Here is a 20,122-nt window from a genome sequence, read left to right on the forward strand (position 1 = left end):
TGTCAGAACGGCGGCAAGCTAAACGAAAAGCCCACGCCGCTCGGCTATAAGGTCGAGCGCATCTTCAAGAGTAGGGAGTGGGTCTGGGTGAATGCTCCATGCCTCGTTACCCATGACGAGCAGCGACACATAGAAACCTGAATCCTCGATCACTGCGTAAGAGCCTTCTGGGCACTGTGTCAGCATGTCATTGTCGGCGAGCACGCAGATTCTTGTTCCGTTGAATTCTGTTATTTTCATGGGAAGCGTCATGTCCATTATGATCGTCTATCCACAGATTTTAGCCTATAAAATGAAGTGAATCCCGTTAGGGTTTTTCCCCCGTAATTCCCCCATTATTCCCCCGCCAAATTCCAGGCATAAAAAAACCAACCGTAACAGGTTGGTTTTCTTGGGATTATTTGGTCGGCACGAGAGGATTTGAACCTCCGACCCCTGACACCCCATGACAGTGCGCTACCAGGCTGCGCTACGTGCCGACGTTATGGGGCGCTATATTACCGTCTCCTGAACCGATTGCAATAGCCAGCTGGCGCGATCGCTTTAGATTTAGGCAGTTAGTTGGCAATAAATCGCCTTTCGCTGGTTAGCACCTGCAACAGCAGCGGTAAACTCGGTTTTTCATCACGCAATTTTTCACCGTCGCTGTTGTAAGCATCATAGTGACCATTGGCTTCCAATTGGATGATCTGCTGAGGCGTGGTGATCATCAACGAACCCCGGTTGCCGTTCACCAGCCAGTTATTACGTCGCTGGGCAGCAAACAGGTCTTCTCCTTGCGAGTAATCCGTGGCGGCCGTTTTTACATGCAGCAATCGCTGCATCAACGTGACCATAACGTCTTTTGGATCGGTCATTTTGCTGATGGTTTGCGCCGGTGTACCTGGCCAATGCACCACCAGCGGGATCTGCCACTGTGACCGACGGTAGAGACTGCCTTTATCTCGCTCGCTGGATTTGGCCGTAATAATCACCACGGTATTGTCCAGTTTGCCTTGGCTTTGCAACGTGTTGAGTATAGCGCTGATGCTTTGATCGGTGGCTTTAGCATCCGTTGGTGCGCGAGTGCCGTTGGTGCCAAGCTCGATATAAGAGAACCACGGCGATGCGGTTTGCGTACCGGTTTCCAGCCACGCCTGCCATTGTTGAACCGTCTCTGTATCACGCTGAATCACCGGTACTGACAGCGAAAAGTCTGACAGCAATGCCTGCCGATAAAGCGGGTTATCGAAGCCATTGCTAGAGAATAAACCAAATTGATATCCCTGTTGGTTCAAGGAACTCACCAAGGCTGATGGCGTGCGTGCACCCAATACCCCATCCATGTAGGTGGTCGAGATGCCGTAAAACAGGTTAAACAGGCTGCTTTGGGCATTCTGGCTTACATTGAAATGGTTGCTGAAGTGCACATTCTCTTCTGCAAAACGCATCAACTGCGGCATGCGGGTAAGTGGAAGCTGGTCTGCCACCACAATCAACAGATTGTAGCCGCTGCCGGCATCACGGAACTGAATATTGTTCAGCGGGTATTCTAGCGTAATAGCCTCAGGGTTGCCCTGTAGCGCAATGCGGCGCTCATAAGCTTGTGCGTCCAGCAGGCCATGTTTTTCCAGAAACCGTCGCGCCGTCATCGGATAGGATAATGGCAATGTCGCCCGCTGCATGGTGATAGGGCGATAAAAGTTGGCATCGGCCCAGATATACATCATATGCGAGGCGAAAAACGCGCTGATAAACACCGCGGCGACCGGCATGCCAATGCGGTGACGGTTCAGGCTACGCAGTTTTTGCCAGCTCCAGGTGCCAAACAGCATTTCAACCATGAAAATCACGGGAATGCCGATAAACATCAGTTGCCAATCACGGGCCAGATCGCTTTGCTCTGGGTTGATCACCAGTTCCCAGACGGTGAGATTCAAGTGAAGGTGGAAGCGGCTAAACACCTCCATATCGAGCAGCAGCAGCGTCAGCCCCGCGGTCGCCAACGCCGCAGAAAGAAAACGCAGTAAACGCTGCGACATCACCACGAACGTCAGCGGAAAGACAATCAGCAGGTAGACGGCAAAAACGATAAAACTAAAATGCCCCAGCCAGGTGACAAGGGCATAGCTACGGCCAAGTAACGACGAGGGCCAATCCGCCACAAACAGATAGCGGCTGCCCACCCCCAGACTCAACAGGATATTAAATAGCGCGAACCAATGCCCCCAACTGATCATCTGGGAAACTTTTTCGCGATAGTTGTGACGGTTGCTTACCATAGCCTCTGGTCGGTGTTAGTGCGCGTTATGGGTAGTGATGGATGCCTGCAACGCATCAGCAAAAGAACGAGCCAATACCTGACGCTGCCCCGGTGCTACGCTGGTGTTGATAAGGTTGGTCACCATGTTGCCCAATACCATCAAGGAGAGGTCAGTCGGGGCATGGTGTTTTTCCAATACGCTTACCAATTCGGAAAGCACTTGTTCGACGAGTTCGTCACTGTAACGGGATAATTGTGCCATAAAAGGGCGGTTCTCAGGCTGATAAAGGGGAATATCTTACCGTAACGACCTGAGGTTTTCCGCAATTTTATCATATTAGCCTCAACCGCTGGCGGGGAGAGGCTTTCTCTTGCAGGCGACCAGCGTTGGTGTTTGAATACGCTCCTTGCCAAAAGGAGAGTTTATCATGAGTCTGGATATCGACCAGATTGCCTTGCATCAGCTTGTCAAACGTGATGAGCAAACGTTGGAGTTGGTGTTACGGGATTCGTTATTAGATGCCACCCCCGCCGTTGACGAGATGATGGCCGAGCTGCACCGCGTCTACAGTGCAAAAAACAAGGCCTACGGCGTGTTCGAGGAACAGAGCGAACTGGCGCAGGCGCTGCGTGGCTGCCGTAAAGGGGAAGAGGATTTCCTCGGGTTTAGTCGCGCGGCCACCGCACGGTTACGTGATGAACTGGCGAAATATCCCTTTGCGGAGGGCGGTATCGTACTGTTCTGCCAATATCGCTATCTGGCGGTTGAATATCTGCTGGTGGCGGTGCTGAGCAGTTGCAGCAGCATGCGCGTCAATGAACAACTGGATATCAGCAGCACGCACTACCTGGATATCCCCCATGCGGATATCGTGGCGCGTATCGATCTTACCGAGTGGGAGACCAACCCGGAATCTCTGCGTTATCTGACTTTCCTCAAAGGGCGGGTAGGGCGTAAGGTTGCTGATTTCTTTATGGATTTCCTCGGTGCCAGCGCCGGGCTTGATACCAAGGCGCAGAATCGCGGCCTGTTGCAGGCGGTGGATGACTACTGCGCCGACGCGCAGTTGGATAAAAACGAGCGTCAACAGTATCGTCAGCAGGTTTACAGCTACTGCAATGAACAGTTGCAGGCTGGGGAAGAGATTGAGGTCGCTGCGCTGTCGCAGGAACTGCCCCCGCTGGGAGAGAAAACCTTCCATGCGTTTTCGGAGGAGCAGGGCTACGAACTGGAAGATAGTTTCCCGGCGGATCGCAGCACGCTGCGCCAACTGACCAAATTTGCTGGCAGCGGCGGAGGATTGACAATCAACTTTGATGCCTTACTGCTGGGCGAACGTATCTTCTGGGACCCGACCACTGACACGCTGACTATCAAAGGTACGCCGCCTAATTTGCGCGATCAGTTGCAGCGCCGTTTGAGCAGCGGTGATAAGTAAGTGGTGATAAGTCAGCGACCAGAAAACGAAAAACGCCGCATAAGCGGCGTTTTTCTTATCGACATTCTTGCTGGTTAGGAAAACACGCGGCGTCCCACGGGCTCTCCCAAACGATTAAGCGCGAACGAAGTCGATGTGAGTCAGTTTAGGCTTGAACGCGTGACGCTGAACGGCCTGAACTTTCACTTTTTCTTCTTTACCATCGACAACCAGGGTCAGAACTTCACCGTAAAAACCTTCTTTAGCTTCCAGGTTTTTAACGCTGTCGTGATCCAGGGCGATAGATACCGGCGCTTCCGCACCACCGTAGATGATGGCTGGGAATTTGTTAGCTGCGCGCAGGCGGCGGCTCGCACCCTTACCCTGCTCATTACGTACTTCTACATTAATCGTGATCATGATTTTCTCTACTTTAGAAAATACACCTGCTACAGGCGACCCAGCAACAGGTTAGGTTATTCGCAATGGAATGTGTTATTCACAATGGAACAGAGTGGCTTTTGCATGACAAAAGCGCGCTGCATTCTAACGGAATATCCACGTGGCGGCAAATGAAACCGCGTGGTGCCAGCTAACGCAATTCATTGGCGCGGCGAAAACGGCCTTCATAATCAAACAGTTTTTCCCGTACTTGCCAAAAGCCTTGCCGCTGTTTGCCCTGGCGTCGCGCCACGACAAAGTCTGGCGGACGCAGGGCGGCCTGCTGGCGTAAGATATCCTGTGCGGATTGCCAGATCAGCGCCAGCCCCGGCGCACGCTGGTGCACCCGTAAAAACTGCTGAGTAAACACGCGGCGCTGGGCTGGGGTATGCAGGCGAAAACGTTCGCTGACGTCTGCACCGTCTTCATCAACATAGGTGATTTTTAGCCATTCGCCTTTCTCATCCTGCCCGGTGGTCAGTTGCATGCCGCTACAGCGCAGCACCAGCGCATCTTTCAACTTGAGCGCGGCTTTCAGCATGTCGTCAGGATCGACCATAATGTGATCGCATTGGTGGCAGCGGCGCGCGGCAATGTCGTTTTCTGCGCCACATTCCGGGCACACTTTAAAGCGGAAACGGTAATCGCACTGCGCTCGTACTCCGTTGTCGTCCTCTTCATAGCCTTGGCAGCGGCGACCATAATGCTCAACGATATCCCCCTCCGGCGTGGTTTTTCCCCAAAACAGGTTGGCAAAACCACACTGCGGGCAAAGCACCTGTACTGGCTGACTGCCGCTGTGCGGTTTATGGCTGCCCACTTCCGGCATATACAAATCATGGGGATTTCCGGCGTAATCCAGAATCAGGCAATCGGTTTTGCCCGGTGACAGACGCAGGCCGCGTCCGACGATCTGCTGATACAGGCTGACGGATTCTGTCGGGCGTAGAATGGCGATGACGTCCACGTGCGGTGCATCAAAGCCCGTCGTCAACACCGCCACATTGACCAGATAGTGCAACTGTTGCTGCTTAAAAGCGGCGATCAGCGCATCGCGATCTGCGGCGGGGGTTTCACCGCTAATAAAAGCGGCTTTCCCCGAGGGCAACAAGCCGTGAATTTCCCGGGCGTGTTCCACGGTCGCCGCAAAGATCATCACGCCTTTACGTTCTGCGCCGTAGGTGACTATCTGATTGACGATCTGGGGGGTAACGCGCTGCTGCCGCCGTAATTCACGGTTGAGTTCCGCCTCGTTAAACAGGCCGTGGGACTGTACGCTCAGACGGCTGAAATCATATTGCACCACCGGCATATCCAGGCGCTGCGGTGGTACCAGAAAGCCGTGTTTGATCATGTAACGCAGCGGGAGTTCATAGATACAGTCGTGAAACAGGCACTGCTCATCACCGCGAATCATGCCGTGGTAGTGATACTGATAAATCCAGCCTTTGCCCAAGCGGTAAGGGGTTGCGGTAAGACCGAGCAGGCGCAATGCGGGATTTTGCGCGCGCAGATGCGAAATGATTTGCTGATATTGACTGTCGTCGTCATCGCTGATGCGGTGGCACTCATCAATAATCAGCAGCGAGAACTGGGTAAAGGCGGGCAGATTACGCGCCACGGATTGCACGCTGCCAAACACCACCTTGCCTTCGCTGCGGCGCTGGTTAAGCCCGGCAGCAAAGATGTCGGCATCCAATCCCCAGGCACAATATTTGGCGTGATTCTGTTCAACCAACTCTTTGACATGCGCCAGCACCAACACGCGCCCACGAGCCAACCGCGCCAGTTCGGCAATCACCAGGCTTTTTCCCGCGCCGGTGGGCAGCACGATCAGCGCAGGATGTTGATGTTGCCGAAAATAGGCCAGCGTGGCGGAAACCGCCTCCTGTTGATAGGGGCGTAAGGTGAACGCCATGGCTTAGTGTTGGCAGATCTTGCTGGCAGCCGTGTTGAATCCTGCGTCCTGCGGGATAAATTTGCCTTTGTTTGCCAGAAAATCCACCAGCTTGGCCGCGCTCATGTCGGCGGCGGAGCAGGTATGAAAGCGTGCCTCGGCGCCGAAACGCGCTTCAATGGCGGCAATCAGCCCCTCAGTGGTGTAGGATTCGGCAGAATCCAGCATCATATGTAGTACTTCATGACCGTGAATAGATGACATCGCGTGCTCCTGTAATAACCCTGAAAATAAAAGATGTATTTATTCTATATTTTTATGCGCCAGGGGCGAACCCTTGCCGGCGGTTAGTGAGACGCAATCGCACATTTTGTGCGTATCCATGAACACATAGGGGGGAAAACGCCGGACATTCTAGGAGCAATCGCCATCACTCGCTATACTACCGCATGATTTTCCTTCCTTAACCCAGACAGGCACTTGATTTTCTCATGCGATTGGACAAATTTTTATCCCAGCAACTCGGGATCAGCCGTGCATTGGTGGCGCGGGAGCTGCGTGCTCAGCGCGTAACGGTAGACGGTGAAGTGGTTAAAAACGGCGCATTCAAATTGTCACCGGAACATCAGGTCGAGTTTGATGGCAATGCGCTGATGCAGCAGAATGGCCCGCGCTACTTTATGCTTAACAAGCCACAGGGGTACGTGTGTTCAACGGAAGATCCGGATCACCCGACCATTCTCTATTTTATCGATGAGCCGGTTGCGCACAAACTGCATGCCGCGGGTCGACTGGATATTGACACCACCGGGCTGGTATTGCTGACCGACGATGGACAATGGTCGCACCGCATCACGTCGCCCAAACATCATTGTGAAAAAACCTATCTGGTGACGCTGGAACTGCCGCTGGCAGAGGATACCGCGCACCAGTTCGAACAGGGTGTGCAACTGCACGGTGAAAAATCGCTGACCAAACCCGCACAGTTGGAAAAGCTGGATGACCATCAGGTCCGGTTAACCATTAGCGAAGGGCGCTACCATCAGGTCAAACGGATGTTTGCCGCCGTGGGCAATCGCGTGGTTGGGTTACACCGGGAGCGCATTGGTGCCATTGCGCTCGAGGACACGCTTGAACCGGGCGAGTATCGCGCACTGACGCAAGAAGAAGTGGACAGCGTTATGCCGCATTGAGCCGCCTTACGCCATACTGGATTCAGTCTGCGTCATGCGCGTGTCATCAACCTGATGTAAACACGTTTTGGCCCTGAACCGGCCACCGAACCTCTCGTATCTGTCACCGTGGTAGAGGCCTGCCGCTGCGGTGAATTTTATTATTTTGCGGGCAAGAATTTGGGAGAGATGCAGTGGGGAAAGCGCCATCACATTTTGGCTTGATATTTATTCTTGGCTTGTTGTCGATGCTGACACCGTTTGCTATCGATATGTATTTGCCAGCGTTGCCAGTGATTGCCAAAGAGTTTGGCGTGGAACCGGGTCAGGTGCAGATGACGCTGAGCGCCTACATCATGGGTTTTGCTATCGGTCAGTTGTTCTACGGCCCGATGGCGGACAGCCTGGGGCGCAAGCCGGTCATATTGGGCGGTACGCTGGTGTTTATGTTGGCAGGTGTGGCCTGTGCGATGGCACAAACCATTGAGCAGCTTACGGTGCTGCGCATGCTGCACGGCTTGTCTGCGGCAGCGTCTGCGGTGGTGATCAATGCGCTGATGCGTGACACCTTCGCCAAAGATGAATTTTCACGCATGATGTCATTCGTGATGCTGGTCATGACGGTGGCTCCGCTGTTGGCCCCGATGTTGGGCGGCGTGTTGCTGCTGTGGTTTAGCTGGCATGCGATTTTCTGGACGCTGGCCGGGCTGTCACTGATCGCCTCGGTGCTGGTGATGCGCTTTGTCAAAGAGTCGTTGCCGGTAGAGAAACGCCAGCCGTTTCATTTTCGTACCACCGCCGGGAATTTCGCTTCGCTGTTTCGCCACAAAAAAGTCTTTAGCTACATGGTGGCAAGCGGGTTTTCGTTTTCCGGCATGTTCTCGTTTTTAAGCGCCGGTCCTTTTGTCTATATCGATCTCTACGGTGTGTCTCCGCAACATTTCGGCTATTACTTTGCCCTGAACGTGGTCTTTCTGTTCCTGACCACCTACACCAATAGCCGCGTAGTGCGCCGCCTGGGGGCGAACCAGATGTTTCGCATCGGGTTACTGATACAGTTCGCTGTCGGTATCGCGCTGGTAGCTATCTATGCATTGGATCTGGGCTTTTTGCCGTTGGTGCTGGGGGTGGCTATTTATGTCGGCTGTATCGCGATGGTGATGTCAAATGCCATGGCCGTGATACTGGATGATTTTCCGCATATGGCGGGCACCGCGTCCTCGCTGGCTGGCACGCTGCGCTTTGGCATGGGTGCATTGGTCGGAAGCCTGCTGTCACTGATGAGTTTTACCAGCGCCTGGCCGATGATCGCCTCCATGTCACTCTGTTCCGTTGCCGCTTTTCTATTGTACGGTTACGCTGCTCGTTCCCGCTGATTCCACCTGCTATTTCCGTTTGCCGCAGTGATGCGGTAAACGGAAGCCCCTGCTTGCTGACCTTCTCGGTCGAGCTGCATTATTGTGATCTTCCCTTTTTCTTCTCGGTCAAGTGGTATCGATGTCACATTGTCTTTTTTTGGAATGTTGTTCTATAAATGTAAAATGTATGATTTAAAAGTGAACAATGTAAACAAAAGGGGTTGAGATATTACAGGGAAAGCGTTAAATATAGGGCAACCTATAAAAATCTTAAAATGTGATCAACGTGGCATTAATCAGTATTGCAATCATTTCCATTCGCTAAGAAGGGTGACTTATGACTATTGCAACGCGGATTCTTGTAGAAATGCTCATTCAGCAGTGCCGCCTTATTCGGGCACTGCGTGTAAACGTTCTTTCTTTGACGTCATTGTCATTGCGCTTGTTCACCATCATCATACCTGAGGGAAAGTAACAGTGGACACTCTCCAACTTTCGGTAGTGCATCGTTTGCCGCAAAGTTATCGTTGGCTATCGGGTTTCGCCGGTATCAAGGTGGAACCGATTCCGCTGAGCGGTATACCCCTGCGGGGACGAGATGAGGACAACAACCTGATTGGCTTTAAATTATTAAGCCATGATGGAGATATGGCCTGGGTCATTTTACGCCAGTTGAACCAGTCTCTGGCTGAAATTCAGATTGATTGCGCAGTGTTGGAATGGGAAGGGGAACCCTGTCTGTTTTTGCACCGTGATGATGAAAGCACCGCATTGTGTCGCCTGAAAAACGTGGGCGTCGCTATCGCGGAACCCCTGAGCGCGCTCTATCCGTTTTAAACGCCATGTCTATGCCATGACATGGCGTATGTGCCTTACAGGGTAGCCATGCGCAGCAGTTCTTGTGTATAGGCGCTCTGTGGCGCGGAAAAAACCTGTTCACAACGCCCTTGTTCTACCACCTCGCCTTGACGCAGCACGATAACCTGATGGCACAACGCGCGCACCACCTGCAGGTCATGGCTAATGAACAAATAAGCCAGATGGCGTTTTTGCTGCAAGGTTTTCAATAATGTCAGAATCTGCGCCTGAACGGTCCTGTCCAGTGACGAGGTGGGTTCGTCAAGGATCAGCAGTGCGGGTTCCAGCACCAGCGCCCTGGCGATAGCAATACGCTGCCGCTGACCACCGGAGAATTCCGACGGGTAACGGTGACGAAATTCAGGATTAAGCCCAACTTCACGCATCACCTCGATAACCCTCATTTCTCGATCGGACGCACTCATCTTCTGGTGCACTTCCAACCCTTCTTCGATAATTTGCAGCGCGGTGCGCCGAGGATTCAACGACGAATTGGGGTCCTGAAACACCACCTGGATCTGGCTGCGCAGCGGCAGCATTTGGCGGCGATTAAACTGATGCAGCGGTTGTTCATCGAACACAATGTTACCGCGTGAGGCGATGAGCCGTAACAATGCCAGACCGGTGGTACTTTTACCTGAACCGGATTCCCCTACCAGTCCCAGGCTTTCGCCACGCCGTAAGGTAAAATTCAACCCATTGACCACGGTTTTTTCTGCCACCGTGCGGCGCAACAGCCCGCGCTTGATGGGGAATGAAATCGAAAGTTGCTCTACGCGTAGCAGCGGCGGTGAATCGTCGGGCAAAGGCAGAGCTGAACCCGAAGGCTCTGCGTCCAGCAGTTGCCGGGTGTAGCTGTGCTGCGGTGCGGCAAACAGGTCGTGGCAACGATTTTGTTCCACGCAGCGTCCACCCTGCATCACGGCAACCTTGTCGGCCAGTTGCTTGACGATATTGAGGTTATGCGTGATGAACAGCAGACTCATGCCCAGTTCCTGCTTGAGTTCACGCAATAAGGTGAGGATCTGTGCCTGCACGGTGACATCCAGCGCTGTGGTTGGCTCATCGGCAATCAGCAAGTCGGGCTGCATCAGCAGGGCCATCGCGATCATCACTCGCTGGCGTTCACCGCCCGACAGTTGATGAGGAAAGTCTTTCAGGCGCGTTTGCGCCTGCCGTATGCCTACGCGATCCAGACAGGTAAGCACTTCACTGCGCGCAACGTCTCGTGTCATTGCGCGGTGCAACGTCAACACTTCTATCAATTGCTTTTCAATGCTGTGCAGCGGGTTCAGTGACACCATCGGTTCCTGAAAGATCATGGCGATACGGTTGCCGCGCAGTTCGCGTAACCGTGTTTCTGGTGCATGCAGCAGCGATTCGCCGTCAAACAGGATATCCCCTTGAGGATAGATAACCGGTGGAGAAGGCAGCAAGCGCAGCACCGACAGCGCAGTGACGCTCTTGCCCGAGCCGGACTCGCCCACCAGTGCCAGCGTCTCACCGCGCTCGACGTTGAGGGAAACTGAATCCACCACCTGATGCACCTGCCCGCCCTGGCGAAACGCGATGCTGAGATCCTGAATCTGTAACAGCGGAGTTGGGTTCATATCAATGTGCCTTGCTGGGATCAAAAGCGTCGCGTACCGCTTCGCCAATAAAAATCAGTAACGACAACAGGGTTGCCAACACCAGAAATACGGTAATGCCGAGCCAGGGAGCCTGAAGATTGTTCTTACCCTCCAGCAGCAGCGCGCCCAGTGACGGCGAGCCGACCGGAAGTCCAAAGCCCAGAAAATCCAGAGAAGTCAGGGTGGTGATTGAGCCGCACAGAATAAACGGCAGGAATGTTAACGTCGCGACCATGGCGTTGGGCAGCATACTGCGCATCATGATCGCGCGATCGCTCACCCCCATGGCCTGTGCCGCGCGAATGTAGTCAAAATTACGGGTACGCAGGAATTCGGCACGCACCACGCCCACCAGACTCATCCAGCCAAACAGGATAGTGATGCTCAGCAGCCACCAGAAATCGGGCTGGATCACGCTGGACAGCAGGATAATCAGGAACAGGGTCGGCATGCCCGACCAGACTTCGATAAAACGTTGCCCCCACAAATCGAGCCTGCCGCCGTAGTAGCCCTGGGTTGCGCCGACCACAATGCCAATCAGGCTGGAGAGCAGGGTCAGGGAAAGCCCAAACAGCAGGGAAATGCGAAAGCCGTACAGCACTTGCGCTACCACATCTTTCCCCTGACTGTCAGTACCGAGCCAATTCTGCCCGGAAGGCGGGGAGGGGAATGACTGGGTGGTGGCATAGTTGATGGTGTCGTAGCGATAACGGATCGGCGGCCAGATACTCCAGCCGTGTTGCGCAATACGTGCCGCCACATAGGGATCGCGAAAATCCGTGGTGGTGGCAAACTGGCCGCCGAAGGTGGTTTCCGGATAATTCACCAGCAGCGGGGCATAGAAGCGATTGTCATAGCGCACCAACAGCGGTTTATCGTTGGCCAGCAGTTCGGCGAACAGGCTGAGGGTAAACAGCACCAGAAAGATCCACAGTGACCAGTAGCCACGACGATTGGCGCGAAAACGGGCCCAGCGCGCCAGATTTATTGGGCTGATTCGGCTCATTGGCGCCCCTCAAAATCAATACGCGGATCGACCAGCGTGTAGGTCATGTCGCTGACAATATTCAGCAGCAGGCCAATCAAGGTGAAGATATACAGCGTACCGAACATCACCGGGTAGTCGCGTTGCAGCGTGGCATCATAGCCCAACAGGCCCAGCCCGTTGAGTGAGAACATCACCTCAATCAGCAGCGAACCGGTGAAAAACATGCTGATAAAGGTGGCCGGAAACCCGGCGATTACCAGCAGCATGGCGTTGCGGAATACATGGCGGTACAGGATGCTGTTTTCATCCAGCCCTTTGGCGCGCGCGGTGACCACGTATTGCTTACGAATCTCATCCATAAACGAGTTTTTGGTCAGCATGGTCAAGGTGGCAAAGCCGCCAATCACCGTAGCCAGCACGGGCAGCGCGATGTGCCACAGGTAATCGGTGATTTTGCTGTACCAGGGCAGGGTGTCGAAGTTACTCGATACCAGCCCACGCAGCGGGAACCAGTCCAGATAGCTGCCACCGGCAAACAGCACAATCAGCAAGATGGCAAACAAGAACGCCGGGATAGCGTAACCGACAATGATCAGCGTGCTGCTCCAGGTATCAAACGGGGTGCCGTTTCTAACCGCCTTTTTGATGCCAAGCGGAATTGAGACCAGATAAATGATCAGCGTGCTCCATAATCCCAGCGTGATAGAAACCGGCATACTTTGCTTGATAAGCTCCATCACCGAGGAGCCGCGGAACAGGCTGTCGCCAAAATCGAATCGGGCATAGTTCCACAACAGGGTGAAATAGCGCTCGTGAATCGGCTTATCAAAGCCGTAGCGTTTGGTGATTTCCGCAATCACCTGTGGGTCCAGCCCGCGAGCGCCGCGGTAGGCATTTTCCACGGTCAGCGTTCCGCCGCCGCCGCCGCGTGCCATGGCGCCATCCATCCCGCCACCGGCACCAAAGCCGCTGCCCTGGCCCATCTCGATGGCGGCAATGGCTTGATCCACCGGGCCACCTGGGGCTATCTGCACAATAAAAAAGTTAATGGTAATAATGGCCCACAGCGTGGGGATCACCAGCAAAAGTCGGCGTAGTAAATAGGTTCCCACCATGGCTCCTTAACGGCGTTCGGGCGGCAATGACTGCGCCCGCTGTGCATCGTACCACCAGCTGTCCAGCCCTAACGTATAGGCCGGGCGGGTTGCTGGCATGGCGAATTTATCCCAGTAAGCGTAGCGATCGTGATTGGAATACCACATGGGGATCATAAATTGATTCCAGGTCACCACCCGATCCAGCGCGCGCCCTAATACCAGCAATTCCGCCTTATTACCCTGATGCGCATCGATTTGCTCAATGAGGGCGTCAATCGCCGGATCGCTCACGCCCGCTGTGTTATAGGTTGAATCCAGGTATTTCGTATGCCAGTAAAATTTGAGATTACCATCCGGATAAATTTTTGCTGGGTAAAGGCGGGCGGTCATATCAAAATCGCGGGCGCGCAGACGATTGGTGAACTGCGCGCTGTCAATCAGGCGCAGCTTCATGTCGATGCCCAAACGTTTGAGGTTTTGCTGGAACGGCAGTACGTACTGCACGTTGGCGGCGCTGGGAAGCAATAATTCGAAGGTAAAAGGCTGCCCGGTTTTGCGGTTAACCAACTTCTGGTTTTTCAGTTCCCACCCCGCGTCTTCAAGCAACTGCAAGGCTTGTTGCCAATGTGCACGATCGTAGCCGCTGCCATCACTCTCTGGCGGTTGAAAACTGGGGCCAAAGACTTCAGGCGGTATTTTGTCCCTGAGCGGCTCCAGCCATTTCAATTCTTCTGGGCTGGGGGTGCCTTGCGCGGCATATTCTGTGTTTTGGAACAGGCTGTTGACGCGTTGATAGGCGCTATAATAGAACGCCTTGTTCATCCAGTTAAAATCAAAATTAAGCCCGATGGCCTGCCGAATGCGGCGATCCTGAAACAGCGGGCGCTCACTATTGAATACCAGCCAGCGGGTATCCTGCGCCGCCTGATTCGCGAGATCGCGTTTGACGATATAACCGCGAGCGAAGTTACCGCCTTCATACTGTGTTGCCCAATGCTTGGGTGAACCTTCGACACGCATATCGAAAGCGCCCGCTTTGAACGCTTCCAGCGCGACACTGTCATCCAGATAATAGTCGTATCGGATTTGGTCGAAATTATTCAAGCCGCGATTCACCGGCAGATCGGCACCCCAATAGTCTTGCACGCGTTTATAGGTAACGTATTGGCCGGTGCGGTATGACGTGATGCGATAGGGCCCACTGGCCGGTGGGGGATAGGACAGCGGATCGGCCAGACTGTGATTTTTCCAAAAACTCTCAGGCATAACGGGCAATGTTAACAACCCCAGCAGCCGTTCCTTATCCGGTTCAGGCATTTCCAGCCGCACCGTGCGCGGCCCGACAGCGGTCACCGTGACCCCTTTGTACACCACGCGGAATTGCGGAACACCCTGTGTCATAAACATCGTGAAGGTGAAGGCCACATCAGAAGCCAAAATTGGCGAGCCGTCGTGAAACGTGGCTTTCGGATTCAGCTCCACTTCCATCCAACGAAAATCGTCAGAGTGGCGCGCATGCAGTGCAATCAGTGGGTAAAAGCTGCCTGGCTCATCATCGGATGAGGTAAACAAGGTATCGTACAGGCGTTCGGTACGTTCAGCCGCCACGCCGCGCAACGCAAAACGGTTGAAATTGTCATAGGTTCCCAGCGCGCTGAGCGTGATGCTCCCCCCTTTGGGCGCGTCAGGATTAACGTAACCAAAATGCGTGAATCCCTCGGGATATTTGGGCTCCCCCAACAAGGCGAACGAGGTGTTCTGTTGGACGGTGTCGGCAAAGGCTCCCCAACAAAGAGAACCGAGCAAAGCCAGAGTGGCCACACGTTTTAGCATTGCGCTGTGTTTCTCCTGCAAAGCCGTGCAATTATCTTGCATCAGACCAAAGTTGCGGTGATTTTCATTTGAATATAGGTCAAACCGATGTTGCCGCCTATGGGTAATAGGCAAACCCGTCCCTTTTTACCATGAAAATTACGCGTAACCTACTTTATATCAGAGGGTTGAACAGCTTTTCATCAAGAGTGGCTTTCAGCGTTAAGCGTGGAGGGGGATGCATGCAATTTAAGGACAAAAAAACGCCGCTGATTAAGCGGCGCTCTGTTTTCGTTTCGTTTTGCACATCAAGGGAAATGTGACTAACTGATAAGGCGGTTAACTGGTCGCGCTCTTGCTAATGACGCGACGGCCTTCTTGATAACGTTTGTTCCAGTACACTTCATCCATGCTGGAAATCATCACACCCGCACGGGTGGAGGCATGAACAAACTGGTTATTACCGATATAGATGCCAACGTGACGACCGGTAGAACCTGCACGGAACAGCACCAAATCGCCGGGGCGAAGTTTGCTACGTTGCACCTGGGTGCCCGTTTCCTGCTGTTCATAGGTCGAACGCGGCAGGTCCATGCCAAACTGTTCGCGGAAGGTACGCTGTACAAAGGCAGAACAATCAATACCTTTGCGGCTGTCACCGCCTAAACGGTAACGCACACCTTTCCAACTGGCATATTGATCCATCAGTTTGGATTTGACGTCCAGGTTACGCACCATGGCTTCAAATTCGTCCTGAGAGGCCTGCAATAAAAGACTGTCTTTATCATTTATTGCAGAACGATCAGTTTGTGCTTGATGAGATCCTGTATTTGTACAAGCAGATAGCGCAAGTGCCATCGCCAACGCGGGAATTGCCCGCCAGATATATCTCAGGCTCGGTTGAGATTTGACCATTATCGTTATGTTCCCTTGATTTCCTTAACGACCACCATCGTCATGTATGCAACTACGCCATATATAAACGCCGAAACGAAACGAGAGTCAGACTAAAACAGAGTTTCACCTGGACCAACCACTTGAGGATGAAACTGTGTGGAATCGCACATAATTTCTTCCATTGCGAGGATAAACGTGTTCGGTAAAACTCAAACTTTACCGAGACTACCCTAACGCTCCGGCGATTGCGAGCCTTTTTACGGAAATTCTTTATAAGAATTAATGATGTAATAAATCGTAAATTTGCGCATAGGATTTATCCTAAAAAAAGCGGCTTGCCATAACGCAAACAGATGACATCGCTATGACAGCCCGGCATCCAGGCGCTTGGGGCCAGAATGCCGGTATGGTAGGGGGGACGTTGCGCCAGAGAGGCGCTTTCAGCGACGGTAGCGTGCCGGTAATGAACGATGCAAAAAATTAATCATTGCGTCGCTGGCCGGCGAGATGAGCCACCAGCTTAGCGCCACCATAACCACAGACAGTGAACCCACTGCAATGTCGCTAAACCAGTGGGCACCGATCATCACGCGCGGTGTGGTAAAGACAACCACGATAGCTAATGAGACCAAAAACGAGCGGCGCGGAAAATAGCGCAGCATAAAAGCGGAATAAATCATCAGCATCATGCCATGGTCGCCAGGGAAGCTGTCGCGCGAGGCATCTTTGGTGGGCCAGCCGGTCAATTCGCCAACACGATTGATATCACTGAAGTAATAGGTCGGGCTGGCGTGTTGTACCGGCAGCAAGTGGCCCAACTGATTCAACACCACGGCGCTAATCAGCATTACCACGCCCAGGATCAGCAAGCGTTGGCGTTCAGTGCTATCTCCGCGCCGGTAGTGGTAAAGATACAGCAGCCCCATCGCCAGCAGCGCACAGGCATCGAAAGCGCGATTGTTGGTGATGGCGACGGTGTACAGCAGTAACGGATTGGTCGCCAGGTGCTGGTTAAAGTAGAAGAAGATGGCGCTGTCGAGGGTAAACCAGAATCCGTGGTTAGCAGGAAGATACCAGGAAAAGAACAGCGCCACGCCTGCTGCGTTGAGCAGTAGAATGGCAAAAAACTGACGTTGTGACATGCAAATAACTCAAAATATTAAGAAAAAAACGCTTTAATGCTATTCCTGCAAACTTAAACGAGAGCTCAACAACTGGCTTTGAAACTGGTTCCACGGGGCCGATGCGGTGTGAATCAACTCAATCCGACTGTCCAGTGGGGGAAGCGGTTTGGTTTCAATATGCAGGTCCAATCCCTGCCGATTGATAATCAGCGTGCCTTCGGGAATGCGCATTACGCCTTTAATGCGATCGACCGGCGTCAGCCGAACCCAATCCAACAGGGCGGCAGTGGAAAACTGTGTTTCTGGCGAGAAAATCCAGCCGCAGGCAAAGTAGCCTTGCCCTTCATTGAGCGCTCGTCGCCAGGATTCTCCGCCGGGCAGGCGCAGTGCGGCCAATCCGCGTTCCGAATTATGGGCATGATGATGCGCACCATTCGGCAGTTCGCGCGTATTGCGGCGCGGTTCATCAAGCAGTGACAGTAAGATTTCGCCCTGTGCGGCGCTGACGATAGGGCGATCGCCCGCTTCGGCCTGCTGCCAACGCTGTAGCGCGGCGATGTCGTCTGCGCTGTAGGTATCTTGCTTGTTGGCAACGATAATGTCCGCTGCGGCTAACTGATCGCGAAAGTTTTCGTTTTCAGTATAACGTTTATCCTGTAACTGGCGCGCATCCAGCAGGCAGAGAGAGGCCTGCAAACTGAGCCAGGGTTGATAACTTTCCGCGGTGAGCAACGAAAGAATTTGCTTCGGGTGTCCCAATCCGGTCGGTTCGATCAACAAGCGGTGTGGCTTCTTTTGTTGCAACAGCACATTCAGGCCAATCTGCATTGGCAGACCGTTCACGCAGCACATGCAACCGCCGGGGATCTCTTTCAATACCGCGCCGCTGTCAGACAATAACGCGCCGTCGATGCCGATTTCACCAAATTCATTGACCAGTACCGCCCACACTTCGTCTTCGGGTTTTTGTGTCAGCAGGTGTCGAATGGTGGTGGTTTTACCGCTGCCCAGAAAGCCAGTGATCAGGTTTACTTTGGTCAACACATCAGACTCCGGAAATGAGAGGTGAACGGGGGGAGAGAGGCGCGCCAGCCAATGACCGGCGCGAGAGAGACTTAGTCGGCGCGGCCCATATAGCGACGCTCAGCGATATGAATACGAATGTTTTCACCCGCGCTCAGGTATTCCGGCACCTGAACCACCAGACCGGTGCTCATGGTCGCCGGTTTGTTGCGGGCGCTGGCTGAAGCCCCTTTAATGCCCGGTGCGGTTTCCACAATTTCCAAATCCACCGTTTGCGGCAGTTCCAGCGCCAGGATTTGTCCATCCCAGGTCAGCACCTGGATGCCCGGCATCCCGCCTTCCGGTATAAACAGCAGCTCGTCTTCAATTTGCTCTTTTTTGAAGATATAGGGCGTGTAATCTTCATCATCCATAAAGACGTACTCATCACCGTCCACGTAGGAGAAGGTGACAAAACGGCGTGTCAGGGTGATGGTATCGAGAATGTCGTCGCCCTTGAAACGCTCTTCAACCTTCAGGCCGGTACGTACATCGGAGAAACGCATTTTGTATAACGTGCTGGCACCGCGAGCGCTGGGGCTTTGGATATCAACATCCTTTACCAACAGCAGCTTGCCACCGTAATTGATCACCATGCCACGTTTGATTTCGTTAGCTCTTGCCATGAAAAAACCCTGTAATAAAGAAAAAGACATTTTTGTGGCGACACGTTACTCGCGCCGCTGAATTCAGGCAAGCGGCATTTTATCATCCGCTCGCGCATTCATCGCTGTCGTTCTATTTTATCGCAGGTCGGTCAGGCGTACACCGGCAGAGCACCTAACAGCGTAAGCAGATGTGCCACGATGTTAATGGCACCAAACGCCAGAACGATAGCCACCAGCCACATTCCACCCGGTGCTCGATAGGTCGTGCTATCAGCAGCAAAGCGCTTACGGGCGGCCACCACCATACAGGCGGGAATGATCACCGCCCACAGCGTTGCCGCCAGCCCCGCAAAACCGATGGCATGTAGAAAACCGTCCGGGTACAGCAAGGCGGCTAGCGTTGGCGGGATAAAGGTAATGCAGGCGGCCTGTGTACGGCCTCGGGGCGTATCTTCTAGCGAAAAAGAGTCGTGAATATAATCAAACAGTCCTAATGAGACGCCGAGGAACGAACTGGCCAGTGCCATATAAGAAAAGGCGTTTAGCAAAGGGATCAGATAAACACTTTGCGCGGCGTTGCCCATGTGCTCAAGCAAATTGCCGATATTGCCGCCTTCGGCAACCACCGCTTTAAACCCGTCGCGCGGAATATTGCCCTGTATGACATACTGCCACAGCAAATAGATTGCCAGTGACAGTAACGTGCCATACAACAGGCTGCGCGCCACCGTGCGGCCCTCTTTGTGATAGTACTTTACCAATCCGGGCACATTGCCATGGTAGCCAAAAGAGGCCAGCAGGTAAGGCAACGCTGCCAGTGCGTAAGGAAAGTAAGGCGCATCCGCGGGGGCGCTCATCAGCAGACGAGGATGGTTGACCTGGGTGAAAAGATCGCTGACGGCCAACACAAAAGTAATCACCATGCCTCCAATCAGCAGGGTGCTCAGCCGGTCCACGGCGCGCGTGGAGAGCCAGACGATAAAAGCGACCAGCAGGGAAAATACCAACCCCGATGTGGCTTGCCCTACGGGAAAAACCTCTGCCAGCGTATGGGTGATGATTGAGCCACCCGCAGAAATGTAGGCATAGGTCAAGATATAAAGCACAAAAGCCACTGACAGACCGTTCAGGGTATTCCAGTGTTTCCCAAGCAGATCTTTCACCATGGTGTGAAAGCTGGCACCGGCGGGGTAATGCAGGTTGGTTTCCAGAATCATCAGCCCGGAGGCAAACATGCAAAACCAGGTGGCGACCAGCAACAGCACGGAGCCGCTAAACCAGACACCGGCGGTAACAATGGGAATGGAAAACATGCCTGCGCCCACGGCAGTGCCAGCAATGATCATGGCGCCGCCAAAGGCAGAACGAGAACGGGAAAGCGGGAAAACGTCGGCTGACATTGCAGCTCCAGGGTAAATGTATTGTACTAGTTTAATGATACGAAAAACTTATGGTTAAGTAAATCGTCGATCTGCCACGCAACCGTGAATTAGCCAACGCTTATCAGGATAAACGTA

19 protein-coding genes and 1 tRNA gene are annotated in these 20,122 nt (G+C 53.4%); 4 read left to right on the forward strand and 16 right to left on the reverse strand.

The genetic code is table 11. The annotated features are described in order from the left end of the window. Nucleotides 1-18 precede the first annotated feature (18 nt). The 4 genes from J5067_RS02230 to J5067_RS02245 form a co-directional block, all read right to left on the reverse strand. On the reverse strand, nucleotides 19-258 hold the full coding sequence (locus J5067_RS02230; protein ID WP_264650334.1) for a hypothetical protein: 240 nt from the start codon (nucleotides 256-258) through the stop codon (nucleotides 19-21). 144 nt (nucleotides 259-402) lie between these two features. After that, nucleotides 403-479: transfer RNA gene (locus J5067_RS02235), tRNA-Pro, on the reverse strand. 78 nt (nucleotides 480-557) lie between these two features. Beyond that, nucleotides 558-2,261, reverse strand: coding sequence for an LPS biosynthesis-modulating metalloenzyme YejM (gene yejM, locus J5067_RS02240; RefSeq protein ID WP_264650335.1), 1,704 nt, complete (start codon nucleotides 2,259-2,261; stop codon nucleotides 558-560). A 15-nt stretch (nucleotides 2,262-2,276) separates the two neighbouring features. Beyond that, the gene (locus J5067_RS02245) at nucleotides 2,277-2,504 is read right to left on the reverse strand and encodes a YejL family protein (RefSeq protein WP_195312827.1); all 228 of its coding nucleotides are present in this window, start codon (nucleotides 2,502-2,504) and stop codon (nucleotides 2,277-2,279) included. Between the two features lie 166 nt (nucleotides 2,505-2,670). Here J5067_RS02245 and yejK point away from each other — a divergent pair, with 166 nt between their 5' ends. Next, nucleotides 2,671-3,681: a nucleoid-associated protein YejK gene (yejK, locus tag J5067_RS02250; RefSeq protein WP_264650336.1), complete on the forward strand. Its 1,011-nt coding sequence runs from the start codon at nucleotides 2,671-2,673 to the stop codon at nucleotides 3,679-3,681. A gap of 114 nt (nucleotides 3,682-3,795) precedes the next feature. Here the strand turns inward: yejK and rplY are convergent, their stop codons facing one another. The 3 genes from rplY to J5067_RS02265 all read right to left on the reverse strand — a co-directional run bounded on the left by rplY (nucleotide 3,796) and on the right by J5067_RS02265 (nucleotide 6,262). Continuing rightward, nucleotides 3,796-4,080, reverse strand: a complete 285-nt coding sequence (gene rplY / locus J5067_RS02255; protein WP_264642167.1) for a 50S ribosomal protein L25 — start codon at nucleotides 4,078-4,080, stop codon at nucleotides 3,796-3,798. A gap of 172 nt (nucleotides 4,081-4,252) precedes the next feature. Further along, a complete protein-coding gene (locus tag J5067_RS02260) occupies nucleotides 4,253-6,019 on the reverse strand; it encodes a DEAD/DEAH box helicase (protein WP_264650337.1) in 1,767 nt (588 codons plus the stop codon). A gap of 3 nt (nucleotides 6,020-6,022) precedes the next feature. Next, nucleotides 6,023-6,262, reverse strand: coding sequence for a YecH family metal-binding protein (locus J5067_RS02265; protein ID WP_264642169.1), 240 nt, complete (start codon nucleotides 6,260-6,262; stop codon nucleotides 6,023-6,025). Between the two features lie 227 nt (nucleotides 6,263-6,489). Here J5067_RS02265 and rsuA point away from each other — a divergent pair, with 227 nt between their 5' ends. The 3 genes from rsuA (at nucleotide 6,490) to J5067_RS02280 (ending at nucleotide 9,365) form a co-directional block, all read left to right on the forward strand. Further along, the gene (gene rsuA / locus J5067_RS02270) at nucleotides 6,490-7,191 is read left to right on the forward strand and encodes a 16S rRNA pseudouridine(516) synthase RsuA (RefSeq protein WP_264642170.1); all 702 of its coding nucleotides are present in this window, start codon (nucleotides 6,490-6,492) and stop codon (nucleotides 7,189-7,191) included. A 173-nt stretch (nucleotides 7,192-7,364) separates the two neighbouring features. Then, on the forward strand, nucleotides 7,365-8,546 hold the full coding sequence (locus tag J5067_RS02275; protein ID WP_264642171.1) for a Bcr/CflA family multidrug efflux MFS transporter: 1,182 nt from the start codon (nucleotides 7,365-7,367) through the stop codon (nucleotides 8,544-8,546). 459 nt (nucleotides 8,547-9,005) lie between these two features. Continuing rightward, nucleotides 9,006-9,365, forward strand: a complete 360-nt coding sequence (locus J5067_RS02280; RefSeq protein WP_264642172.1) for a YejG family protein — start codon at nucleotides 9,006-9,008, stop codon at nucleotides 9,363-9,365. 35 nt (nucleotides 9,366-9,400) lie between these two features. Here the strand turns inward: J5067_RS02280 and yejF are convergent, their stop codons facing one another. From yejF to mtr, 9 genes are all read right to left on the reverse strand, one after another. Further along, a complete protein-coding gene (gene yejF / locus J5067_RS02285) occupies nucleotides 9,401-10,996 on the reverse strand; it encodes a microcin C ABC transporter ATP-binding protein YejF (protein ID WP_264650338.1) in 1,596 nt (531 codons plus the stop codon). 1 nt (nucleotide 10,997) lies between these two features. Continuing rightward, nucleotides 10,998-12,023, reverse strand: coding sequence for an ABC transporter permease (locus J5067_RS02290; protein ID WP_264650339.1), 1,026 nt, complete (start codon nucleotides 12,021-12,023; stop codon nucleotides 10,998-11,000). Next, nucleotides 12,020-13,117, reverse strand: a complete 1,098-nt coding sequence (locus tag J5067_RS02295; protein ID WP_264643686.1) for a microcin C ABC transporter permease YejB — start codon at nucleotides 13,115-13,117, stop codon at nucleotides 12,020-12,022. The genes J5067_RS02290 and J5067_RS02295 overlap by 4 nt, the downstream gene beginning before the upstream one ends. A gap of 9 nt (nucleotides 13,118-13,126) precedes the next feature. Next, entirely contained in the window at nucleotides 13,127-14,935 is a 1,809-nt protein-coding gene (locus J5067_RS02300) for an extracellular solute-binding protein (RefSeq protein ID WP_264650340.1), read from the reverse strand. A 318-nt stretch (nucleotides 14,936-15,253) separates the two neighbouring features. Beyond that, a complete protein-coding gene (mepS, locus tag J5067_RS02305) occupies nucleotides 15,254-15,829 on the reverse strand; it encodes a bifunctional murein DD-endopeptidase/murein LD-carboxypeptidase (protein ID WP_264642176.1) in 576 nt (191 codons plus the stop codon). A gap of 422 nt (nucleotides 15,830-16,251) precedes the next feature. Continuing rightward, nucleotides 16,252-16,953 (reverse strand): phosphatase PAP2 family protein, encoded by a 702-nt coding sequence (locus J5067_RS02310; protein WP_264650341.1) that lies wholly within the window; start codon nucleotides 16,951-16,953, stop codon nucleotides 16,252-16,254. A gap of 39 nt (nucleotides 16,954-16,992) precedes the next feature. After that, nucleotides 16,993-17,979 carry a GTP-binding protein gene (locus tag J5067_RS02315; protein WP_319802377.1) on the reverse strand — a complete coding sequence of 329 codons (987 nt, stop codon included), beginning with the start codon at nucleotides 17,977-17,979 and terminating at the stop codon, nucleotides 16,993-16,995. 71 nt (nucleotides 17,980-18,050) lie between these two features. After that, a complete protein-coding gene (gene yeiP / locus J5067_RS02320) occupies nucleotides 18,051-18,623 on the reverse strand; it encodes an elongation factor P-like protein YeiP (RefSeq protein WP_264625602.1) in 573 nt (190 codons plus the stop codon). Between the two features lie 131 nt (nucleotides 18,624-18,754). Next, complete coding sequence (gene mtr, locus J5067_RS02325) at nucleotides 18,755-20,005, reverse strand: tryptophan permease (RefSeq protein ID WP_264650342.1); 1,251 nt, start codon at nucleotides 20,003-20,005, stop codon at nucleotides 18,755-18,757. Nucleotides 20,006-20,122 lie beyond the last annotated feature (117 nt).

It is taken from the genome of Candidatus Symbiopectobacterium sp. NZEC151, assembly GCF_025962655.1.
GTDB lineage: Bacteria > Pseudomonadota > Gammaproteobacteria > Enterobacterales > Enterobacteriaceae > Symbiopectobacterium.